Raw genomic sequence first — 19,955 nt, forward strand, 5'->3', positions numbered from 1 at the left:
CTGTGGACAGTGAACGGCCCGCGATCGGCGCCGCCAGCGTGATCGATTCGACGTGGAGTGTCATGTGCAGACCGACGGGGTGCGGGTCTTCGTGGTCCCCGCGCGCCTCAGCCGACCAGCGTTCCCTGGTGATGCACCAACCGCCATCCCTCAGGACGACGCTCCCACAGCGAGGTCCGATGGGCCCGGCGCTCGCCGCGGACCGACTGCCACCGAAGGACGATGACGTCGTCGGTGACCACGCGGCCCGTCAGGTCGTGCATCTCGATGGCGGGACCGGCATCGTCCTCGCCCGACAGCATCTCGAGGATCGACGCGAGGTCCCACACCCGACCCGAGGCGCCGATCTCCTCGAAGTCCGGTGCCAGGAGCTCCTCGAGCCGACGAGGATCGGCGCGAGCCGCCGGGGTCTGCAGCTCTCGCTCGAGCGCCATCACGTCCGTCAGATCACTCACACGCTCAAGATTATCCAGGCGAGATGACGCCGGTCCCGCACCCAAGACGGGCACGGGACCGGAATCAGTCAGACGTCAGGCTCAGCTGCAGCCGGAGGTCGAGCCGCAGCCCTCGCAGACGTAGCAGGAGCCGGCGGGGCGCATCTTGGTGCCGCAGGTGAAGCAGAGCGGGCTGTCGATGGCCATGCCGCTGATCGACTCGAGCAGCTCGGCGGTGGTGTGCGCGGCAGCCTTCGGGGCCTCCTCGGCCGCGGCCTCGGCGGGTGCCTCCTTGACCTCTGCCTCGACCGTCTTCGCCTCGGCCTTGCGCTCCGGAGCCGGCTTCTCGACGAGCTCGGCGGCGGTGGTGCCGGTGCCGAGGGGCTCGTAGGAGCCGGTCTCGAGGTAGCGCTGGCGCTCCTCGGCGGAGTAGATGCCGAGCGCGGAACGGTCCTCGAAGGACATGTAGTCCAGCGCCAGCCGGCGGAAGACGTAGTCCATGAGCGACTGCGCCATGCGTACGTCCGGGTCGTCGGTCAGGCCGGCGGGCTCGAACTTCAGGTTGGTGAACTTGGAGACGTAGGTCTCCAGGGGCACGCCGTACTGCAGACCGACGGAGACCGCGATGGAGAAGGCGTCCATGACACCGGCCAGGGTCGAGCCCTGCTTGCCGAGCTTCAGGAAGACCTCACCGAGCTCCCCGTCCTCGTGCGCACCGGAGGTCATGTAACCCTCGGCGCCACCGACCGTGAAGGAGGTGGTGCGCGAGACGCGGGACTTCGGCAGACGCTTGCGGGTCGGCGCGTAGATGATCTTCTCGATGATCTTCTCGACGACCTCGGGCTCCACGTCGGCCTCGGCGGCCAGCGCGGTCGCGTCCGGGGTCGAGAGACCCTGGTCCTTCTTGGCGCCCTCGGACTTGCCGTCGGCCAGCGGCTGACCGACCTTGCAGTTGTCGCGGTAGATCGCGGTGGCCTTCAGGCCGAGCTTCCACGACTCCAGGTAGACCTGCTCGATGTCCTCGACCGTGGCCGACTCCGGCAGGTTGACGGTCTTGGAGATCGCACCGGAGAGGAACGGCTGGGTGGCCGCCATCATGCGTACGTGGCCCATCGGCTGCAGCGCACGCTTGCCCATCGCGGTGTCGAAGACCTCGTAGTGCTCCTGGCGCAGGCCGGGGGCGTCGATGACGTGGCCGTGCTCGGCGATGTAGTCGACGATCGCCTCGATCTGCTCCGGCTGGTAGCCCATCTTCTTCAGGGCCCGCGGGATGACCTGGTTGACGATCTGCATCGAGCCGCCACCGACGAGCTTCTTGAACTTGACCAGCGAGAAGTCCGGCTCGATGCCGGTGGTGTCGCAGTCCATCATGAAGCCGATGGTGCCGGTTGGCGCGAGCAGCGAGGCCTGCGCGTTGCGGAAGCCGTTGACCTTGCCGAGGTCGACGACGTCGGACCACACGCGGGTCGCGGCGTCGATGATGTTGCGGTCGACCGGGTTGATCGAGCGGATCGCGTCGTTGGCGGCCTGGTGCTTGCGCATGACCCGCTGGTGGGCCTCGGCGTTGCGGGCGTAACCGGCGTACGGGCCGACCACGCCGGCCAGCTCGGCCGAGCGCTTGTAACCGGCGCCGGTCATCAGCGAGGTGATGGCGGCGGCCATGGTGCGGCCACCCTCGGAGTCGTAGCCGAGACCCATCGCCATCAGCAGCGCGCCGAGGTTGGCGTAACCGATGCCGAGCTGGCGGTAGTCGCGGGTGGTCTCGCCGATCGCCTCGGTCGGGAAGTCGGCGAAGCAGATGGAGATGTCCATCGCGGTGAAGACGACCTCGCAGGCCTGCTGGAAACGCACGGCGTCGAAGGTGTCGTCGTCCTTGAGGAACTTCAGCAGGTTCAGCGACGCCAGGTTGCAGGAGGAGTTGTCCAGCGACATGTACTCCGAGCACGGGTTGGAGCCGGTGATCCGGCCCGTCTCCGGGTTGGTGTGCCAGTCGTTGATGGTGTCGTCGTACTGCAGGCCCGGGTCGGCGCACTCCCACGCGGCGACCGAGATCTTGCGGAACAGCTCGCGGGCGTCGATCTCCTCGATGACCTCACCGGTCGTACGTGCCCGGAGACCGAACTTCTTGCCCTCCTCGACGGCGCGCATGAACTCGTCGGAGACGCGCACGGAGTTGTTGGCGTTCTGGTACTGCACGGACGAGATGTCCTTGCCGCCCAGGTCCATGTCGAAGCCGGCGTCGCGCAGCGCGCGGATCTTGTCCTCCTCGCGCGCCTTGGTCTCGACGAACTCCTCGATGTCGGGGTGGTCGACGTCGAGGACGACCATCTTCGCCGCGCGACGGGTGGCGCCACCGGACTTGATCGTGCCCGCGGAGGCGTCGGCACCGCGCATGAAGGAGACCGGGCCGGAGGCGGTGCCGCCGGAGGACTTCAGCAGCTCCTTGGAGGAGCGGATGCGGGAGAGGTTGAGGCCGGCACCGGAGCCGCCCTTGAAGATCAGGCCCTCCTCCTTGTACCAGTTGAGGATCGAGTCCATGGAGTCGTCGACCGAGAGGATGAAGCAGGCCGAGACCTGCTGGGGGGACTCGGTGCCGACGTTGAACCAGACCGGCGAGTTGAAGGCGAAGTGCTGGTTGACCAGCAGCCAGGTGAGCTCACGGCCGAAGAGGTCGGCGTCCGCGTCGGAGGCGAAGTAGCCGTTCTCCTTGCCGGAGGCGACGTAGGTGTTCACGACCCGGTCGATGAGCTGCTTGAGGCTCTGCTCCCGCTTCTCGGTGCCGATCGCACCGCGGAAGTACTTGGTCGTCACGATCGTCGAGGCGTTGATCGACCAGAAGTCGGGGAACTCCACTCCGGTCTGCTCGAAGACGGTCTCGCCGGTCTTCCAGTTCTTCTGGACGACGTCGCGACGCTCCCAGGTGATCTCGTCGTAAGGGTGCACGCCCTCGGTGCTGAAGATCCGCTCGATCTTCAACCCGGCGCCCCTCTTCGCCGATGCCTGTGCCTCTGCTGCCGTGTCTGTCATTTCGTTCCCCCTGTTGTCATCGATCGCTGTGCCGTGCTGCTGGTCGGTGCTGATGGTGGAGTCCTTGCTCTGATCTTCTGTTTCGCTGTGCCGTTGATAGGCCCGAGCAGGTCGCTTCCCCACGGCCTGCCCGGGCCGGTCTGTGTGATCCGTGAGGATCTAGTCGGTGCCCACCGGTGCCTCGACCGGATGCTCGGCCTCGAAGTCCTGGACTTCCCGTTCGGTACGCAGCATCTGGATCTCACGCTCGAAGTCGGCCGCCGACTCGAAGGCCCGGTAGACGCTCGCGAACCGCAGGTAGGCCACCTCGTCGAGCTCGCGCAGCGGCGCGAGGATCGCCAGCCCCACCTCGTGGCTGGGCACCTCGGCCAGTCCCTGGCTCCGCAGCGTCTGCTCGACCTCCTGGCCGAGGCAGGCGAGCTGGTCCTCGGTGACCGGTCGACCCTTGCACGCCTTGCGTACGCCGTGGACCGCCTTGTCGCGGCTGAACGGCTCCGCTGCGCCGGAGCGCTTGGCCACCATCAGCTGCATCTGCTCGACGGTCGTGAACCGCTTGCCACACTCCTGGCAGACCCGGCGACGCCGGATCTGGCCACCGTCCTCGGCCACACGAGAGTCGAGAACCTTGGTGTCGCTGTGTCGGCAGAACGGACAGTGCACGGTCGAGCCCCTCTCGTGAAGCCTTGTGGATCCAGGCCGTCTCGATGACCGCCCGAGCCTGTGGAACCTGTGGATATGAGCGTGAGTCCCTGTGGAACAACACCCCCGCCGCTGTGGGTCATCCCTCTGTTCATGTGAACTATATGTGGATAACTACAGCGGTGTAACTACTAGATGTAGTGGTAACCGTACGCCCGCCCCTCACCCGATGCAAGCGAGCGCCGCGTTTCCCCGTGTGCCCGGCGTGTCGCCGCTCAAACCGCGAAAGATTCCGGTTCGGCGGCGCCCGAGTGGCCCGGATGGGTAAGAATGGGGCCCGTGACGAACATCTCCGGAGGAAATCGCGTCGGGTCGCGGAGAGGCACGCGCCCCAGAAGCGGTCCCCGGCCACCCTTCATCCTGCCTGCGATCCTGACGCTGGCCTTCCTGATCGCCTGGGGAGTGCTCGTGTGGGTCGCCGTCGGTTTCGGGGCCGACGCACGGGGAGGCGATTCCGGCGCCTGGGCGAAGCTCGCCATCGCGGCCGTCGTTGCAGTCGCCTGCCTCTTCTTGACCTTCACCTTCGCCGGAAAGGCCTGGCGGGCCTTCACCGGCGCCACCCCACCACCCGCCGACGACTACACCGGCAGCCACGCCAACGCGTACGTCGAGGAGCAGGACTACTCCGACCAGGGGTACGTCGACCAGCCCTACGGCGAGCAGCCCTTTGCGGACCACGGCTATGCCGACCAGGGCTACGCGGACTCCGCCTACCCCGAGCAGGGATATGCGGACCAGGAATACTACGGCAGCGGCACCGGCTCCTACGGCTACGACGACACCGGCTACGGCCGACACAGCTCCGACACCGGGAGCCAGCCGCCCTACGACACCGGCAGCCAGCCGCCGTACGGCGACACCAGCAACCGGTCGGCCTACACCGACACCGGCTCGCAGTCGCCATACGGCTACACCGGCAGCCGCTCGGACTTCGGCACCACCGGAAGTCGTGCAGACTTCGGCACCACGGGCAGCCGGGCCGCCTACGGCGCACCGACCTACCAGCCGCCGACCTCCCCGCCGCCGGCCACGTCGCCCTACTACTCGAGCCCGCAGACCCCGCCCTCGACCCCGCCCTCGACACCCGCCTCGACACCGGCACCCAGCCGGCAGTCGTACGGCTCGCAGGGCTTCGGGACGGACAGCTACCCGACCCAGCAGGCCACCGGCTCGTCGGGCTACCAGTCCGGCGCCTACCAGACGCCGAGCGGTTACGGGCAGACCGGTTCGCGAGCACGGCTCACCCAGGACCCGGCAGCGACCCAGGCGATGCCCGCTCAGCGGCAGCCTCAGGACGCGTCCGCTCAGCCGGACGAGGAGTGGCCGCCACGGCACAACGCCCGCAACAAGCAGTGGCCTCCGGCCGAGCCGGACAGCCCCTACCGGGGTCGTCACTGACCCGAGCCCGGCCCTGGACAAGGCCCTGGACAAGGCCCTGAGAACAGCGAGAGTGCTGCAGACGCTTCCCATCGTCTGCAGCACTCTCACTTTCCCCGGTAGCCGGCCGCCAGGGTCGAAGGAGCAGCCGGACATCTGTGTGGCGCCGCCTACGGCGCGGTCGGGATGATCAGGGTCTGCCCGGCCACGAGCATCGAGGACTCGAGGCTGTTGAGCTCCTTGATCGTCTGCTCCATCTCACGAATAGAGGCGTCAGTGCCTTCGATGGCCTCCGCGGAGATGTCCCAGAGCGTGTCGCCATCGCCGACGACCATCGTGTGGGCGGCGGACCCGGTGCCTCGAAATCCAGCGTCGTCACCGTCTCCCGCCGCGAAGGCGACGCGAGCACCGATCAGCGCGATCCCGAAGAGCACGACGAGCGCAAATGCGAACACGACGACCCGCCCGCGGCGGGTGAGCCGCACCGTCGAGCGTCGCTCCTCCCGGACAGGGCGGGGCGGCTCGGCAACGGGCAGCACATGGACTGTTGCACTCATCTCACGGCCTCCATCACTCTCGGCTCGATCACGTGTTCGATCGAGCACATGTTCGAAGGTAGATCACGTGTTCGAACAACGCAAGTAGGCCGCCCAAGAATTTTCGAACGCCGACACGCCCCCTCGACGAGATCGAACAGATGTTTGATGTAGTGGTGCCAGAGGGACTAATGTGGTGACATGACCACGCAGAAGACAGGCACCGGATCAGGCGGTTCGAAGAAGAGCCGCGTCCGCGAGCTGCCCGACGGGCCGCCGGACGCGACCGGGCTCACGCCACGTCAGCAGCGCATCCTCGCTCACCTGCGCGACAGCATCGAGCAGCGCGGTTACCCGCCCAGCATGCGCGAGATCGGCGCGGCGGTCGGCCTGACCAGCACGAGCAGCGTCGCCCACCAGCTCCGCGCGCTGGAGCAGCGTGGTCTGATCCGCAAGGACCCGAAGCGGCCCCGCGCCCTCGAGGTCTTCCTCCCGGAGGTGATGGCCCACCGCAAGGCCATGTCCGGTGAGGAGAGCGAGTCGACCGTGACCGCCGAGGCCGACGTCAACCCCAACCCCGACGCCACCATGGTCCCCCTGGTCGGCCGCATCGCCGCCGGTGGCCCGATCCTGGCCGAGGAGACCTCGAGCCAGCAGAGCGTCGAGGACGTCTTCCCGCTGCCGAAGCAGCTGGTCGGCAACGGCGACCTCTTCCTGCTCTCGGTCTCCGGTGACTCGATGGTCGACGCCGCCATCTGCGACGGCGACTTCGTGGTCGTGCGTCAGCAGCCCACCGCGGAGAACGGCGAGATCGTGGCCGCCCTGATCGACGGCGAGGCGACGGTCAAGACCCTCTCCCGCAAGGACGGCAAGGTGTGGCTGCTGCCGCACAACCCGGCGTACGAGCCGATCGACGGCACCCACGCGACCATCCTCGGCAAGGTGACGGCGGTCCTGCGCAGCCTCTGACCGCTCCCGACTCTGCGTGATCGCAGCCGCCGGCCCTCGAAGGGGTCGGCGGCTGCGTCGTTTCGTGGAACGCGGCAACCGCACGCAACCAGGCCCGTCCCACCGCCGATCGAGTCTCGGGCACGTCTAGGCGTTTCACCGGTGCGGCCGCCTCGGGTGCGCTTAGACTGCCTGGGTCTGCCATCCCGAACGTCTGGTACCTCATGCGAAACATTGCCCGCCGGATCAACCGCACACAACGCTCGCTCGTCTTGATCGCAGGCATGGTCGTGGCCACATTCGCCGCCACCATGCCGGCCACCGGCGCATCGCCGGAGACCTCGGTGCGCGCCGGCGGTGACACCAGTGCCGAGCAGCCGGTGACCGAGAAGGCCGCTCGCGAGGCGCTCGAGGTGGCCAAGAAGATCAAGCGCACCCAGTCGGTGCGCGGCTCACGCCAGGTCGTGCCCGGACGTCACGTCGCCGGCCGTCCCGACGCGACCCTCGCGCTGACCGACCTGTGGAACGCCAAGGACTCTCTGGACGGCTCCGGCAAGGCGGCCGCTCGCGAGCTCCTCGCCCGCCCGCGCGCCGCCACCCAGACCTGCAGCGACGTCGTCTGCGTCCACTACACGCCTGGCAAGGGCGGCAACCGGGCCACCGTCGCGTACGCAGCGCAGGTCCGTGACGTGGTCACCAAGGTCCATAACGTCTACGTACGTTCCGGCTATCGCAAGCCGGCGGCCGACCAGGCGGTCACCCCGGGCAAGGTCGACATCTACCTGGAGAACCTCTACGACGAGGGCTACTACGGCTACTGCGCCCCGGAGACCAAGGTCTCCAAGACGGCCGCGACGGCGTACTGCGTCCTGGACAACGACTACGCCGCCAGCGAGTACGGCTCGATGAACACGCCCACCGAGAATCTCCGGGTGACCGCGGCCCACGAGTACTTCCACGCGGTGCAGTTCGCCTACGACGCCGGCGAGGACCGCTGGCTGATGGAGTCCACGGCGACCTGGGTCGAGGACGAGGTCTACGACAGCATCAACGACAACCGGCAATACCTGGCCTACGGCCAGCTCGAGGACCAGCGCAAGCCGCTGGACAACTCCAACGCCTCCAACCTCGGCATCTACGGCAACTGGATCTTCTTCCGCTACCTCTCCGAGCGCTTCACCAAGAAGCGCGGTGACCTGCCCGAGGTGATCCTCGGCATCTGGAACCGCGCTCCGTCGACCTACTCCACCGCCGCGATCCGTAAGTCGCTGGCTGCTCGCGGAACCACGCTGAAGACGCAGTACGCCCGGTTCGCCGCCGCCAACCTGGCCCCGTCGAAGAGCTACAGCGAGGGTCGTGCCTACTACCCGCCGGTCTACGACGGCCGCACCGTGCTGCGCGCCAAGAAGCAGACCGTCAAGGGCAAGCACACCCTCAAGCACCTCACCTACGCCTCCCAGCGCCTGGTCCCCAAGAAGGTCGGCAAGGGCTGGAAGCTGAAGGTGAAGGTCGACGTCGCCCGCCCGGCCGCCAACACCGCCGTTGTCACCGTCTTCCGCACCGACGGCACCCGCGGCGTCTACTACCTCAAGCCCAACAAGAGCGGCGTCGCCTCCAAGACCATCAAGGGCTTCTCCTCCAAGCGCATCCGCAAGGTCGAGGTCACCTTCGCCAACGCCAGCAGCAACTTCAAGTGTGGCAAGGGCACCGCCTTCTCCTGCCGTGGCGTCGCCTCGCCCGACAAGGCCACCCACCGGTGGTCGGCGAAGGTCTATCGCTGAGGGGCTGAGTCCCAGGGGCCCAGGGATACCCGGTCGACCGGGTATCCCTGGACTTGACGGGCACTGAAACACCCGACAAGTCCACAAAGTGCCCGTCAAGCACGCCGAAACGTCTCACCATGCGGTCACACCCGGGCAGCGAAGAACCCCCGCCCCGAGGTCGTCGGCTCAGGCCGAGGCCATCTCCGAGAGCCGCTTGAGGGCCTTCCGTACGACATCAGGGTCGGTGGTGGCCCACATCGGCGGCAGGCTCGCCTTGAGGAAGCCGCCGTAGCGGGCGGTGGCCAGGCGTGCGTCGAGCACCGCTACGACGCCGCGGTCGGTGGTGGTGCGGATGAGCCGGCCGGCGCCCTGGGCGAGCAGCAGCGCGGCGTGGGTCGCGGCGACCTGCATGAACCCGCTGCCTCCCGCCTTGTCGGCGGCCTGCTGGCGCGCCGACATCAGCGGGTCGTCGGGCCGCGGGAACGGGATGCGGTCGATGATCACGAGCTGGCAGGTGTCACCCGGGACGTCGAGGCCCTGCCACAGCGACAGCGTGCCGAAGAGCACGGTGTGGGGGTCGGCGACGAACTGCGCGGCGAGCTCGGGCAGCTGCGCGTCGCCCTGGGCCAGGGTGGTCAGGTGCGGCAGCTTCTGGCGTACGACCTCGGCAGCTGCCTCCGCCGCGCGCCGGGACGAGAAGAGACCGAGCGTGCGGCCGTCGGCGGCGTCGACCAGGTCGACGATCTCGTCGAGCGTCTTGGCGCCCATCCCGTCGCGGCCGGGAGGAGGCAGGTGGCGGGCGACGTAGAGGATCCCCTGCTTGCCGTAGTCGAACGGGCTGCCGACGTCGAGCCCGACCCACGGCAGCACGTCCTCGGTACGCTGCGCACCGGCGCCCAGCTCGGTGCGCTCCTCCGCCTTGAGCCCGAGGTTTCCGGCGACCGGGCCGAAGTCGCCGCCGAGCTTGAGAGTCGCGGAGGCGAAGACAACAGTCTTCTCGCGAAGCAGCTTCTCGCGCATCTGCGCCCACACCTGCAGCGGGGCGACGCACAGACGCGGCGGGATGCGGTCGCTGCCCTCGTTGAGCCAGATGACGTCCTGCTCGGAGGCTGCGGCCATCCGCTCGGCGGTGGTGAAGACCTCCTGCAGACCACCCTTTGCCTGCTGGAAGCCGGGGTCGGCGCTCTCGGAGTCCTTCGGCTTCGGCAGCGCGGAGAGCGCCGACCGCGCGGCGTCGCGGACCAGGACGAGCGCGTCGGAGATGATCTCGGGGAGCGTCACGAACCGGCCGGGCGAGCTCTCGCTGATCGCGGCGCGCAGCGCGTCGGAGGCGTCGGCGAGGTCGTCGGCCTCGGAGCCGTCGATGTGCTTCTGCGCGCGCCGGGCGGCCCGCTCGACCTCGGCCGCGGTCAGCTCGTCGGTCGCCGCCTGGGTGACCCGGGCGACCAGCTCGTGGGCCTCGTCGATCACCACGGCGTCGTACTCCGGGATCATCGGCACGCCCTCGATCGCGTCGATCGCGAGCAGGGAGTGGTTGGTGACGATCAGGTGGCTCTTCTGCGCCTTCTCGCGAGCGACCTCGGCGAAGCACTCCTCACCGAAGGGGCACTTGGCGGCACCGAGGCAGTCGCGGTGGTTGACCGAGACCTGCCGCCACTCGCGGTCGGTGTGACGCGGCGCGGAGTCACGCTCGCCGCTGCCGCCGTTCTCCGCCTGCTTCTCGGCCCAGCTGCGCAGCTCGAGGACCTTCTCCGCCATCGGCCCCAGCGGGACGTCGACCAGCGTGCCCTGGTCGTCGGGAGCGCCCTCGCGCACCCGGTGGAGGCAGGCGTAGTTGGAGCGGCCCTTGAGGACGGCGAAGGATGCGTCGACGCCGGGGCGCGAGCCGATCGCCTTCACCAGGCGCGGGAGGTCGCGCTCGACCAGCTGGTGCTGCAGCGCCAGGGTCGCGGTGGCGACCACGACGCGGTTGTCGTGGAGGAGCGAGGGAACCAGGTAGGCCAGCGACTTGCCGGTGCCGGTGCCGGCCTCGACCAGCAGATGCTCCTCGTCGGCGAGCGCCCGGGCGACGGCATCGGCCATCAGCACCTGGCCGTCGCGGGTGGTGCCACCGAGAGTCGCGACCGCGTCCGCCAAGGCTTCACGTACGGGCGTCTGGGGAGCGGTTTCGGTTGCGGTCACTCGGGCAACCCTAGCTGTGCGCGGGGACAGTCTCCGATCGGCTCTCCGCGATCCGGTGGGCGACGATCTCGCCGAACTTCTCGTGGCCGGCCGGAGTCAGGTGGGTGTTGTCCTCGAGCATCGGCAGGTCGAGGTCGAAGACGTTGATGTAGGTCACGCCGTACTCCTTCGAGACCCGCCGCATCATCTTGTTGACCGGGCGGATGGCGGCGGCGCGGGACTTGACCTTGGGCGCGCTGAGCACGATGACGTCGAAGCCCTTCAGCTCCTCCAGGGTCGCCCGAAAACCCTTCTCGACCTCGTCGAGATCGCTCTTGGAGTCGTTGATGCCGCCCTCGAGCACGACCAGGTCGGCCCCCTGGGCGACCACGTCGGGAACACGCTCGGAGAAGGAGATCGGGCCGCATCGCGCCATCAGTCCGTGGGAGTAGCCCGTGCCGCCGAAGCCGGAGACCCGCACCTCGCCGTCGAGATAACGAGGCCAGGACTGGCCGGGGTCGTCGAGCCCGAAGCCGGAGGCCCACGAGTCGCCGATCACCACGACCCGCTCCCCCACGCCGGTCACCACCGAAGCGCGGGTGACGGACTCGGCCGCCAGTCGCGTGCAGAGGTCCTGGGTCACCTCGCCCGCATGGCCCTTCTCCTGGCCCGGGAGCGCACCCACGTCGTCGCTGGAGCAGCCGGCGAGCGTCGCCACCAGGACAGCAGTCGCCAGCGCGCTCACGATCGTGGCGCGCGCCGCGTGGCGTACCTGTGTCATCTGCCCTCCCAACGGCTGATCGTCCCAAGTGTGGAGGACCAGCCTGTCATCGTCGGGGTCGAAACGCCGAACCAGGCCCCGAGGGGTCCCCAGGATCAAGCAGAGTACGCCGCGAGCTCACCGGCCAGGTCGGCGTTGGCCCGGCCACGGACGACGGTGCCCTCGGCGGTGTGCTCGAGGTGGTCGATCTCGCCGTGCTGATGGATCCGGTTGACCAGGTCACCCCGCTCGTAGGGGAGCAGCGCGGAGAACTCCACGTCCGGACGCGGCAGGTCGTGCTCGACGGCCTTGATCGCCGCGTCGATGCCCTCGCCGGTCTTGGCCGAGACCGCGACCGAGTGGGGCTCGGCACGCAGCAGCCGACTGATCACCAGCGGGTCGGCGATGTCGGCCTTGTTGATCACGACCAGCTCCGGCACCTCGGCGGCGCCGATGTCGGCGAAGACCTCGCGCACCGCGGCCAGCTGCCCCTCGGGGTCGGGGTGGGAACCGTCGACGACGTGGACGACGAGGTCGGCGTCGGCGACCTCCTCGAGCGTCGAGCGGAACGCCTCGACCAGCTGGTGGGGCAGGTGACGCACGAAGCCCACGGTGTCGGACATCGTGTAGACGCGGCCGTCCTCGGTGGTGGTGCGTCGGGTGGTCGGGTCCAGGGTGGCGAAGAGCGCGTCCTCGACCAGCACGCCGGCGCCGGTGAGCCGGTTGAGCAGCGACGACTTGCCGGCGTTGGTGTAGCCGGCGATCGCGACCGCCGGGATGTGGTTGCGCTTGCGGTCAGCACGCTTGGTGTCGCGGGTGCCCTTCATCGCCTTCAGCTCGCGGTTGAGCTTGGCGATCTTGGTGTTGATCCGGCGACGGTCGGTCTCGATCTTGGTCTCACCAGGACCACGGCCACCGATACCGGCGCCACCGGCGACACGGCCACCGGCCTGACGCGACAGGTTGCCACCCCAACCACGAAGCCGCTGCTTCATGTAGCTGAGCTGGGCCAGCTCGACCTGCGCCTGGCCCTCGCGCGACTTGGCGTGCTGGGCGAAGATGTCGAGGATCAGCGCGGTGCGGTCGACGACCTTGACGCCGGTGCGGTCCTCCAGGTTGCGCAGCTGCGAGGGCGCCAGCTCACCGTCGGCGATCACGGTGTCGGCACCGGTTGCGGCGACGATCTCCTTGAGCGCCTCGACCTTGCCCCGGCCGATGTAGGTCGCGGGGTCAGGCGCCTGACGGCGCTGGTAGATCGCCTCGAGCACCTCCGAGCCGGCGGTCTCGGCCAGCAGGGCGAGCTCCGCCAGGGAGTTCTCCGCGTCGGTCTGGGTGCCGCCGGCCCATACGCCCACGAGCACCACTCGCTCCAGCCGCAGCTGGCGGTATTCGACCTCGGTGATGTCCTCGAGCTCGGTGCGCAGGCTGGCGACGCGCCGCAGCGCGTGCCGCTCGGCGAGCTCCATGGCGCCGACCGTCGGGTCGACGCTCTCCTCGGGGTCCTCGTCGGCGTAGCCGGACTCGAAGCCGTCCTCGAGGTCGCCGTCGAGCGCGTCCCAGTCCTCAGTGGCCTGGAGGTCGTCAGCGAGTGAAAAGTCGTGTGCGTTGTTTGTCATATACCAACAAGGATACGGCGCCGCACCACCCGGGGGACAATGCTTATCCGAGAGCCTCGCGCACCACGGCGTCGACGTCCTCCGGCCGCTCTGCGACGTACGCAGCCCCGCCGGTCGCATCGGCGATCGCCTGCAGCGCCCCCAGATCGGCGTCGGCGGTGATCCCGACACCCAGCACGCGGACCGGGCGCCGTGGATCGGAGGCAGACTTCAGCTGACGTACGAGCTCTGCCAGGTCCATCGAGTCGGCGTCGTCGTTGGTGCCGTCGGTGAAGAGGAGCACGGTGTTGGAGGCGAGCGGGTCGTAGGAGGCGATGGCCGCCTGGTAGGCCGCCAGCGTGGTGTCGTGGAGCGCGGTGCCGCCGCCGGTGCGCTTGGTGAGCCCGGCGATCTCCTCGGTGAGCCGCGCACGCTGGCCCGCCGAGGCGAGCCGGCGGGTGCGGACGAGCACGTCGTGGTCGCCGTCGAGCTTGCCCTCGGTCTCCTCGGAGAAGGCCCACAGGCCCGCGGCGGCGCCGCCCGGAAGGGCGCGGATCGCCTCGGAGACCGCCGCCTGGGTCAGCTGGAGGCGCGTGGTGGCGCTGTCGGGAGCCGAGGGCCAGGCCATCGACCCGGAGACGTCGACGACCGCGAGCGTCCGGGTGGGCCGCAGCTTGCCGGACCATTCCGCGGCCGTCTTGGCCACGACCGACTGGTCGACCTGGGTGAAGGCGCCGACGTTGGGCGAGGGCTTGCCGGCACCGGCGGTGCGGAACCCGGCCTGGGTCAGCGCGACGTCGGCGGCCTTGCTGTCGAGCACCCTGGCGAAGCTGGTGATCGTGGAGGCGATCGCGTTGCGGCGCGAGGCGTCGGCGGTGATGAGGACCGGGTAGTCGAGGACGACCGTGCCCTCCTTGGGCGCGCTCGCCTTCAGCATCGGTGCGTACGTCGACCACTGCTGCTCGCTGGTCGCGGTGACCCCGCTGGCCACGGTGCGCAGCTCGGCCAGGCGCCCCGAGTCGGGCAGGGCGGCGGCCTCGTCGCCGGAGGCGATCCGCTCGGCGTACGGCTGCAGCTTGGCCTCGCTCGCCGGCTTGCCCTGGCTCGCCACGGCGGTGCCGAGCGCGCTCATCATCCGCTGCGGGTCACCCATCAGCAGGTCGTCCTCGGCGAAGGCCTCGGCGTAGGAGGTGCGGTTGATGCCGTCGCCGGAGACGATCACCACCGGGGAGGTGGCCATCGAGGCGCGCAGCACGACCGGCTGCTCGACGGCCGAGACCCGCTCGGTCCAGAGCGAGGAATCGGGGATCCACACGTCGGGCAGATCGTCGCCGAGCGCCATCGGCTCGAGGACCTGGTCGGTCTTGGTCGACTCGACCGCGATCTGGCTGCAGCCGGCGTCCTCGAGGATGTTGCCGACCACGGTCGCCGCCTCGGGAGCCACCGCGACCTTCATCTGCGGGCCCGAGCAGGCCTGGTCCTCGCCCGGCTCGGCCGAGGTGTTGGCGACCAGCGCGGTCGCGAGCAGGCACAGCGCCAGGACGCCGGCGGCACCGGCCATCACGCCGATCGTCTCCCGGCTGAACCGCGACTCACGTGCGGGCGCGCTCGGTGGCTCCGGCGCCGTGGGCTCCCCGGATCCGATGATCGCGAGCGCTTTCGACGGACTCTTGTCCGACTTATCGGACATGCGAACTCCCCTTGCTCCGACATCCGCGCCACGGGCCCGTACGCGCCGCGGCTGGCGCACACATTAGCGGTGCGCCAGCCGCGGGGGTACTCGATGCGTCCAGTTAATTCAGTGGCGTGCGGTCACTTCGGTGGCATCCGGATGCCGCCGTCGACGCGAATCGTCTCGCCGTTCATGTAGTCGTTGGTCAGACACTCCACGACCATGCTCGCCAGCTCCTCGGGCACGCCGAGGCGGTGCGGGAACAGGACGCTCTCGCCGAGCTTGGCCTTGAACGCCTCCGACTCCGGGCCCTCGCCGTAGATCGGGGTGTCGATGAGACCCGGCGCGACAGTGTTCACGCGGATGCCGACCGCGGCGAGATCGCGCGCGAGCGGCAGGGTCAGGCCGACCACGCCACCCTTGGACGAGGAGTAGGAGACCTGGCCGATCTGGCCGTCGAAGGCCGCGACGCTGGCCAGGTTGACGATGGCGCCACGCTGTCCGTTGGCGTCGGGCTCGTTGCGGCTGATGTACGTCGCCGCCTGGCGGCACATGTCGAAGGTGCCGATCAGGTTGATCGCGATGACCTTCTTGTAGGCGTCCAGGTCGTGCGCGGACGAGATCTCGCCGTCGCGGCCGATGGTGCGCTGCGCCCACCCGATGCCCGCCGAGTTGACCACCGCCTTGAGCGGCGCGATCTCGACGGCCCGCTCCACGGCGTTGGTGATCTGGTCGGTGTCGGTCACGTCAACGGGCACGAACAGCCCCTTGATCTCCTCCGCCAGGGCCTCGCCCTTGTCCTTCTGCATGTCCGCGACGATCACCGTCGCACCCTTGGCCGCCAGAGCCCGGGCCGTCGCCGCCCCGATCCCGCTGGCCGCTCCGGTCACGATCGCTGTGCTATCAGTCAACTCCATGGGGAGCAGACTAGACGTGACCACCCTCACTGAGGTGAATACCCGTTAACCGTCTCGCATGCAGAGTGGCGTGCACGGCCTTCAGAGCGAGGTCGTGCCCTCTCCGACCAGGACCGCCGGGCCGGTCAGCAGGATGCGGTCGTCGGTCGTCCAGGTGACGTGGAGGGTGCCGCCCGGCACGTCGACGCGGTACGTCACGTCGGCATCGCGAGCGATCGCGAGACCGTCGGCCTCGGCGGCCGCGACCATCACCGCGCAGGCTCCGGTGCCGCACGAGCGGGTCTCCCCCGCGCCGCGCTCGAAGACCCGCATCGAGACATGGCGCTCGCCGACGCGCTCGAAGAACTCGACGTTGACCCCGTGCGGGTAGACCGCCTCGTCGTAGACCGGTGAGTCGTAGAGGTCGCCGATGGGGCCGTGCGGGTCGATCGAGTCGACTTCGGCGGCAGCATGCGGGTTGCCCATGTCGACGTTGCAGGCCGGCCAGAAGTGGTGGTCGACGGTGACCTGGGTGGTGCCGAGCAGCTTCGGCGACCCCAGGTCGGCGGTCCACAGACCGTCGGCGGCACGCAGCGTCTTGTCGCCGGCACGGGTGGCGAAGGTGACCTCGTCACCGGCCAGACCGGCCGCACGCAGGTATTCGGCGAACACCCGGGTGCCGTTGCCGCACATCTCTGCCAGGGTGCCGTCGGCGTTGCGGTAGTCCATGAACCACTCGGCGTCGCTGACCGGGCGGTCCTCGCCGGTGTAGGCGGAGGTCCGGACCACCCGCAGGATCCCGTCACCGCCGATGCCGGCCCGGCGGTCGCACAGCGCGCGGACCCGGTCGGCCATCTCGTCCGCGGAGAGGGCGCCGTGGACGGAGCCGTCGAGGTCGGGGAGCAGCACGAAGTCGTTCTCGGTGCCGTGGCCCTTGAGGAAGGTGTAGGTCATCAGTAGAGGTGCTTCGAGTAGTTGTCGGGACGGTAGTAGTCCTCCATCTCCGCAAGCGTACGCGTGTCCTTCTCGACCTCCTTGGCGATGACCGCCCGCGCGGGCAGGTCGCTGGGGTTCCAGGTCTCCGGGTTCCACAGGCCCGAGCGGAGCATCGCCTTCGCGCAGTGGAAGAAGATGTCGTCGATCTCGACCACGAGCGCGAGGATCGGCCGTTTGCCCTTGACGGCCATCTCGTCGAAGAACGGAGCGTCCGAGACCAGCCGCGCCCGGCCGTTGATCCGCAGGGTGTCGCCACGGCCCGGGACGAGGAAGTTCAGGCCGACGTGCGGGTTGGCCAGGACGTTGCGGTAGCCGTCGACGCGCTTGTTGCCGGGTCGCTCGGCGATCGCGATCGTGGTGTCGTCGATGACGTGGACCAGGGAGCCGGCCGGGTCGCCCTTGGGCGAGGCGTCGCAGCTCCCCTCGGCGTCGGAGGTCGCGAGCACGCAGAACGGTGACGCGGCAAGCCACTGCCGGTCGACGTCGAGGAGCGCCGGGCGCCCCTTGTTCACCGCCCGCTCGTGCGGGGTGCCGACCAGGTCGACGAGTTCCTCGAGCGTGCTGATCTCAGTCCAGGTAGGGGTCACGGGCCAAGGGTACGAGCCGCTCGCCGGACCGCCGAACCATTTCCCGACGGCCGGGCCCAGCAGCCCTGCGCCCCCAAGCTCAGACCGTCGGCACCTCGCCGCGGCGGGCACGCAGCCACTCGATCGGGTCGCCGCGGTCGACCTCGACGCCGGCCATCCGGAGCATCATCCGGGCGAGCAGGCGCCGGTGGGCTGCGTACGTCAGGACGTGGGCGATCACCGAGCCCATCTGGAAGCTCTCCGGCGGCTCGCAGAGCGCGTCGACGAGCCGGTCCTCCCAGGCGCCCCGGCGCTCGATGTCGCGTACGACCGCCAGCCACCGCGGCGCCACCGCGTCGTGCCGCTCGATCAGCGCCCGCGCGGAGCCGGCGGGGCGGCGCACGGGCATGGAGAGCCCTTCGATCGACGCGACCCAGCACTCCTTGGACCACACCGTGGCGTCCAGCACCTGGAGCAGACTCTCCTCCGGCCCGTCCCAGGGCAGCACCTCGTGGCCCGGCAGCCGCACCTCGGCGAGCACCTCGTCGGGCACTCCCTTGGCCAGGTCGAGCAGCGCCCGGGTGTCGTCGAGATCGTGCATCACCAGCTGCTCGGTCAGCGGCGCGAGCACCTGCTCCTGGGAGTCGACCCACAGCGACTCCGGCGGATGGAAGTGGATCCCGTTGGGGGCCGGCAGCCAGTGGCTCACCGCGGCCGTGCTCGGCGGATGACCGAAGGCCTTCGCGTACGCCCGGGAGAACCCCTCCACCGACTCGTAGCCGGCCGCCCAGGCCGCGTCGGTCACGGTGCCGCCGTGCTGCAGCTGCCACGCGGCTCGCTCCAGCATCACCCGGCGCCGCATCGCCACCGGCGGCTCGCCGGTGCCGCGCGAGAGCAGCCGGTTGAAGTGGTAGGGCGAGGTGTAGGCATCCCCCGCCATCTCGGCCAGGGTGCGCGGCCTGCCGTCGTCAGCGCCCTCGAGCACCGCGTCCAGCAGCTCTCGCAGCCGGTCCCGCTCGCCGTTGCTCATGGCTCCACCGCCCTCACCCCACCAACGCCCGCACGGCCGTGACTGCCTTGTGGACACGGTCTGGATCATCATATGAGACCCAGACCACACGCGGATCCTTCCTGAACCAGGCGTCCTGGCGACGCGCGAACTGCCTGGTCTTGATGACTGTCCGGTCCATCGCCTCCGCCAGGGTCGTCTCGCCCGCCAGGTACGCCGCGACCTCCTGATAGCCGATCGCCTTGGCGGCCGTGCGCGACTGTGCCAGGCCGGCCTCGAGGAGCTGGGTGACCTCGTCGACGAAGCCTGCCTCGAACATCTCCGCGACCCGCTGCCGGATGCGTACGTCCAGCGCCTCCCGGGGGATGTCGACGCCGATCTGGATCGTGGCCGGGTCGAGATAGACCTGCTCGGGAAGGCGGGCACTGAACGGCTCGCCGGTCAGCTCGATGACCTCGAGGGCGCGTACGACCCGGCGGCCGTTGTCGATCTCGATCCGGTCGGCGGAGACCGGGTCCAGGGCACGCAAACGATCGTGAAGTGCCGTCTCACCTGCGGTTTCGAGCTCCTTCTCCAGACGCGCGCGGATCTCGGCGGAGGTGCCGGGGAAGTCGAAGCGGTCCAGGACCGAGCGGGTGTAGAGGGCGCTGCCGCCGACCAGCACCGGCGTCTTCCCGGCCTCGCGGAGCGTCGCGATCACGCCGCGCGCCAGACCCTGGAAGTCGGCGACCGAGGCCGGTTCGGCGATGTCGAGGAGGTCGAGCAGATGGTGCGGGATGCCCCGGCGCTCCTCGACCGGCAGCTTGGCGGTGCCGATGTCCATGCCTCGGTAGACCTGCATCGCGTCGGTGTTGATGATCTCGCCATCGAGGGCCTCGGCCAGGTCCAGCGAGAGCGAGGACTTCCCGGCTGCGGTGGCGCCGACGACGGCCACGATCGGGGTCTTCGACAGGGTCGAAGATCCCAGCTCGCCTAGCCCAGGTGAGCCATCCCGATCGCGTGTCCCCCTGTTGTTGTCGTGCGTCATGTGGTTAGTCTGGCCGGAAGTTGGCTCTTTCGGGGAGCCACCGTCACGAGGGGGGAAGCATGAGCTTCTTTAACAAGGCAAAGGACGCCGCCAAGCAGGGCGTCGACAAGGTAGGCGCCGACAAGGTGGGCGACGGCATCGACCGCGCCGGCGAGTTCGCCGACGAGAAGACCGGCGGCAAGCACAGCGACAAGATCGACAAGGGCGTAGACGCCGCCCGCGACCACGTCGACCGGATGGACGGTGGCGAGGACGGCAACCGCTGATCCACCCAGACCGCGAGGCGGGGAGCAACCGACCAGGTTGCTCCCCGCCTCGCGTTTTCGTGACCGTTACACCAGACGGACATTTTGCTTACTGTTTTTGAACACACTGTTACGGCACTGTTGCCATATGTGCCGCCACGTGGAACGGTCTAGAGAGTTGCATCTCGTGCCCACCAGGGCAGCCGGGGGGCGAAGCGTGCGAATGCGCTTCGAGTCCGGTCCCA

General features: G+C 69.2%; 17 protein-coding genes. 4 read left to right on the forward strand and 13 right to left on the reverse strand.

Going from position 1 to position 19,955, the window contains the following annotated elements; all coding sequences use genetic code 11:
* Positions 1–107: 107 nt before the first annotated feature.
* The 3 genes from IEY81_RS17185 to nrdR all read right to left on the reverse strand — a co-directional run bounded on the left by IEY81_RS17185 (position 108) and on the right by nrdR (position 4,121).
* The gene (locus IEY81_RS17185; protein WP_229787944.1) at positions 108–455 is read right to left on the reverse strand and encodes a nuclear transport factor 2 family protein; all 348 of its coding nucleotides are present in this window, start codon (positions 453–455) and stop codon (positions 108–110) included.
* A gap of 81 nt (positions 456–536) precedes the next feature.
* Positions 537–3,461, reverse strand: a complete 2,925-nt coding sequence (locus IEY81_RS17190) for a vitamin B12-dependent ribonucleotide reductase (protein ID WP_189119713.1) — start codon at positions 3,459–3,461, stop codon at positions 537–539.
* Between the two features lie 159 nt (positions 3,462–3,620).
* Positions 3,621–4,121 carry a transcriptional regulator NrdR gene (gene nrdR / locus IEY81_RS17195; RefSeq protein ID WP_189119714.1) on the reverse strand — a complete coding sequence of 167 codons (501 nt, stop codon included), beginning with the start codon at positions 4,119–4,121 and terminating at the stop codon, positions 3,621–3,623.
* A 318-nt stretch (positions 4,122–4,439) separates the two neighbouring features.
* Between nrdR and IEY81_RS17200 the strand changes: the two genes are divergently transcribed.
* Positions 4,440–5,558, forward strand: a complete 1,119-nt coding sequence (locus IEY81_RS17200; RefSeq protein WP_189119715.1) for a hypothetical protein — start codon at positions 4,440–4,442, stop codon at positions 5,556–5,558.
* A gap of 149 nt (positions 5,559–5,707) precedes the next feature.
* Here IEY81_RS17200 and IEY81_RS17205 read toward each other — a convergent pair whose 3' ends face one another.
* Complete coding sequence (locus tag IEY81_RS17205; RefSeq protein WP_189119716.1) at positions 5,708–6,094, reverse strand: LysM peptidoglycan-binding domain-containing protein; 387 nt, start codon at positions 6,092–6,094, stop codon at positions 5,708–5,710.
* Between the two features lie 180 nt (positions 6,095–6,274).
* Here IEY81_RS17205 and lexA point away from each other — a divergent pair, with 180 nt between their 5' ends.
* Both lexA and IEY81_RS17215 read left to right on the forward strand, forming a co-directional pair.
* Complete coding sequence (lexA, locus tag IEY81_RS17210) at positions 6,275–7,042, forward strand: transcriptional repressor LexA (protein WP_189119717.1); 768 nt, start codon at positions 6,275–6,277, stop codon at positions 7,040–7,042.
* A 269-nt stretch (positions 7,043–7,311) separates the two neighbouring features.
* A complete protein-coding gene (locus IEY81_RS17215; protein ID WP_189119718.1) occupies positions 7,312–8,802 on the forward strand; it encodes an MXAN_6640 family putative metalloprotease in 1,491 nt (496 codons plus the stop codon).
* 168 nt (positions 8,803–8,970) lie between these two features.
* Here IEY81_RS17215 and IEY81_RS17220 read toward each other — a convergent pair whose 3' ends face one another.
* The 9 genes from IEY81_RS17220 to miaA all read right to left on the reverse strand — a co-directional run bounded on the left by IEY81_RS17220 (position 8,971) and on the right by miaA (position 19,405).
* Positions 8,971–10,965 carry an ATP-dependent DNA helicase gene (locus IEY81_RS17220; protein ID WP_189119719.1) on the reverse strand — a complete coding sequence of 665 codons (1,995 nt, stop codon included), beginning with the start codon at positions 10,963–10,965 and terminating at the stop codon, positions 8,971–8,973.
* A 10-nt stretch (positions 10,966–10,975) separates the two neighbouring features.
* Entirely contained in the window at positions 10,976–11,725 is a 750-nt protein-coding gene (locus IEY81_RS17225) for an SGNH/GDSL hydrolase family protein (RefSeq protein WP_189119720.1), read from the reverse strand.
* 95 nt (positions 11,726–11,820) lie between these two features.
* Positions 11,821–13,320 carry a GTPase HflX gene (hflX, locus tag IEY81_RS17230; protein ID WP_189119721.1) on the reverse strand — a complete coding sequence of 500 codons (1,500 nt, stop codon included), beginning with the start codon at positions 13,318–13,320 and terminating at the stop codon, positions 11,821–11,823.
* Between the two features lie 43 nt (positions 13,321–13,363).
* The gene (locus IEY81_RS17235) at positions 13,364–14,989 is read right to left on the reverse strand and encodes a VWA domain-containing protein (RefSeq protein WP_189119722.1); all 1,626 of its coding nucleotides are present in this window, start codon (positions 14,987–14,989) and stop codon (positions 13,364–13,366) included.
* A gap of 122 nt (positions 14,990–15,111) precedes the next feature.
* Positions 15,112–15,888 carry an SDR family NAD(P)-dependent oxidoreductase gene (locus tag IEY81_RS17240; protein WP_189119723.1) on the reverse strand — a complete coding sequence of 259 codons (777 nt, stop codon included), beginning with the start codon at positions 15,886–15,888 and terminating at the stop codon, positions 15,112–15,114.
* An 81-nt stretch (positions 15,889–15,969) separates the two neighbouring features.
* Positions 15,970–16,821: a diaminopimelate epimerase gene (gene dapF / locus IEY81_RS17245; protein WP_189119724.1), complete on the reverse strand. Its 852-nt coding sequence runs from the start codon at positions 16,819–16,821 to the stop codon at positions 15,970–15,972.
* On the reverse strand, positions 16,821–17,450 hold the full coding sequence (locus tag IEY81_RS17250) for a pyridoxamine 5'-phosphate oxidase family protein (RefSeq protein WP_189119725.1): 630 nt from the start codon (positions 17,448–17,450) through the stop codon (positions 16,821–16,823). The genes dapF and IEY81_RS17250 overlap by 1 nt, the downstream gene beginning before the upstream one ends.
* 79 nt (positions 17,451–17,529) lie before the next feature.
* Positions 17,530–18,459, reverse strand: a complete 930-nt coding sequence (locus IEY81_RS17255; protein ID WP_189119726.1) for a helix-turn-helix transcriptional regulator — start codon at positions 18,457–18,459, stop codon at positions 17,530–17,532.
* A 13-nt stretch (positions 18,460–18,472) separates the two neighbouring features.
* Positions 18,473–19,405, reverse strand: coding sequence for a tRNA (adenosine(37)-N6)-dimethylallyltransferase MiaA (gene miaA, locus IEY81_RS17260; protein ID WP_229787949.1), 933 nt, complete (start codon positions 19,403–19,405; stop codon positions 18,473–18,475).
* Positions 19,406–19,524: 119 nt separating this feature from the next.
* Here miaA and IEY81_RS17265 point away from each other — a divergent pair, with 119 nt between their 5' ends.
* A complete protein-coding gene (locus IEY81_RS17265; protein WP_189119728.1) occupies positions 19,525–19,731 on the forward strand; it encodes an antitoxin in 207 nt (68 codons plus the stop codon).
* Positions 19,732–19,955: the final 224 nt, after the last annotated feature.

It is taken from the genome of Nocardioides luteus (assembly GCF_014648595.1).
In the GTDB taxonomy this organism is placed as follows: Bacteria; Actinomycetota; Actinomycetes; order Propionibacteriales; family Nocardioidaceae; genus Nocardioides; species Nocardioides luteus.